3 protein-coding genes are annotated in these 2,145 nt (G+C 67.6%); all 3 read right to left on the bottom strand.

All coding sequences use genetic code 11. The annotated features are described in order from the left end of the window. Positions 1 to 711: glycosyltransferase family 2 protein (locus tag VA603_RS10445; RefSeq protein ID WP_323438778.1), on the bottom strand; the 711-nt coding region annotated here is incomplete at its 3' end. 73 nt (positions 712 to 784) lie between these two features. Continuing rightward, complete coding sequence (locus VA603_RS10440; RefSeq protein ID WP_323438777.1) at positions 785 to 1,750, bottom strand: NAD-dependent epimerase/dehydratase family protein; 966 nt, start codon at positions 1,748 to 1,750, stop codon at positions 785 to 787. Between the two features lie 133 nt (positions 1,751 to 1,883). Then, positions 1,884 to 2,144 carry a helix-hairpin-helix domain-containing protein gene (locus tag VA603_RS10435; RefSeq protein ID WP_323438776.1) on the bottom strand — a complete coding sequence of 87 codons (261 nt, stop codon included), beginning with the start codon at positions 2,142 to 2,144 and terminating at the stop codon, positions 1,884 to 1,886. Position 2,145: the final 1 nt, after the last annotated feature.

The raw sequence follows: 2,145 nt of genomic DNA, 5'->3' as shown, positions 1-2,145 counted from the left end.
CACCGCCGTGCGTTTGGAGCGGGTGATCAGCCATGCCACGCCGCGCAGGTCACGGATGCCGACCATGGCACGGCCGAAGTTGTTGTACTTGGACACGCCCGCGGTGCGATGGCGGTGGCTGACCGGCACGCTCACGGTCTTCCAGCCGGCGCGCTGCATCAGCGCCGGCAGGTAGCGGTGCATGTGGTCGAAGTACGGCAGGTCGAGGAAGGCATCGCGGTCGAACAGCTTGATGCCGCAGCCGGTGTCGGGGGTGTCGTCGCGCAGCATGCGCGCGCGGATGGCATTGGCCCACTTGCTGGCCCAGCGCTTGGAGCCACTGTCCTGGCGGTTGACCCGCCAGCCGGCGAACAGCTTGACCCCGCCCTCGGCGGTATCGCGCGCGGCCAGCAGCCTGGGGATGTCGGCCGGGTCGTTCTGGCCGTCGCCGTCGAGGGTGGCGATCCACGGCGCGCGCGCGGCCTTGACCCCGGTCCGCACCGCGGTGCTCTGGCCGCTCTGCTGCACGTGGTGCAGCACCCGCAGCTCGGGGTTGGCGGCCTTCAGCGCCTGCAGCACCTGCAGGCTGTCGTCCCTGGAGTTGTCGTCCACGTAGACGATCTCGAAGGGCACCTTGCCGCGCAGTGCGGCGGTGATTTCGTTGACCAGCGGGGCGACGTTGTCGCGCTCGTTGAAGACGGGGACGACCACCGAGAGGGCAGGCTGGTTCATGACGCGATCCGTTGGCAATGCGTATTCAGGAAGACCGCGCATTTTCCCGCTTCCGTATTAGCGGGAGATGAAATCAGGCGCGCGGTCCGAAGTAGGTGCGGCACCACTCCACCACCGGTGGCAGGCCCACTTCAATCGGGGTGGCCGGCTCGTAGCCGAAGGCCGCCCTGGCCCGCGCGGTATCGGCCATGGTCTGGACCATGTCGCCGGGCTGCATGGGCCTGTAGACCTTGTTGGCCGGCCGGCCGGCGGCCGAGGCGATCACGTCGATGAAGTGCTCCAGCTCCACCGGTGTGTGGTTGCCGAGGTTGAACACCTGATGCGGCGTGGCCTCGGCACTGGGATGCGACAGCGCCCCGAGGATACCGGTGACGATGTCGGAAACATGTGTGAAGTCGCGGCGCATGTGGCCATCATTGAACACCTCGATGCTGCGCCCGGCCAGCACCGCGCGCGAGAACAGCAGCGGCGCCATGTCCGGCCGGCCCCACGGGCCATACACGGTGAAAAAGCGCAGCCCGGTGGCGCGCAGGCCATACAGCTGGGCGTAGGTGTAGGCCATCAGCTCGTTGGCGGCCTTGGTGGCGGCGTACAGCGAGCGCGGCTGGTCCACGCGCTGGTCCTCGGAGAACGGCGGCGTGGCCGAATTGCCGTAGACCGAGCTGCTGGAGGCGTACACCAGGTGCTGCACGCCGCGGTGGCGGCACAGCTCCAGCAGGTTGACGAAGCCGACCAGGTTGCTCTGCACGTAGGCGTGCGGGTTTTCCAGCGAGTACCGCACGCCGGCCTGCGCGGCCAGGTGGATCACCCGGGTCGGCTGCACTTCATCGAACAATGCGGCCAGGCCGTCGCGGTCGGTGATGTCCAGCGCGCGGATGTCCACCTGCGGGCACAGCGCGGCCACCCGGTCGCGCTTGATCTGCGGGTCGTAGTAGTCGTTGTAGTTGTCCAGCCCCACCACCCGCTCGCCACGGGCGGACAGCGCCTGGCAGGTGTAGGCACCAATGAAGCCGGCCGCGCCGGTCACGAGAAGGGTCATCAGAACTATCCAGACGTAATGACGGCATTTTCGCCGCCAACGATAGAGATTTCACCGGTCTGCCCTGTCCGGGGAGCATCACGCCGTACCGCGCTGTCATCGGCCCGGCCCCACGCGGGGGCCGGTGGCCACCTCACCACAGGGTCAGCGGTGCTTCCCTGGCCAGGGTTTCCTTGCGTTCCTTGCTGTAGGCCCACCAGGGCTGCGGGGAATCCCCCGCCATGAAGCGCACGATGGACAGGAACACATCGATCACGCAGGGGTCGTGCACCACGCCGGTCTTCAGGCACAGCTGGGCATACATGTCGTAGGGATCACGCCCGCGCAGGTGCGCCGGGACACGGATTCCAATCAGACGGAGATCTTTCTCACAGGCCGGCCCGACATTCGGCAGG

It is taken from the genome of Stenotrophomonas capsici, assembly GCF_034961085.1.
Classification (GTDB): Bacteria; Pseudomonadota; Gammaproteobacteria; order Xanthomonadales; family Xanthomonadaceae; genus Stenotrophomonas; species Stenotrophomonas capsici.
Note: the sequence above shows the minus strand (reverse complement) of the source record. Positions and strands in the feature narration are given on the sequence as shown.

Bases quoted from the DNA above. Each gene is read 5' to 3' on its own strand.
- VA603_RS10440 (WP_323438777.1), bottom strand. From the start codon at position 1,750: ATGACCCTTCTCGTGACCGGCGCGGCCGGCTTCATTGGTGCCTACACC.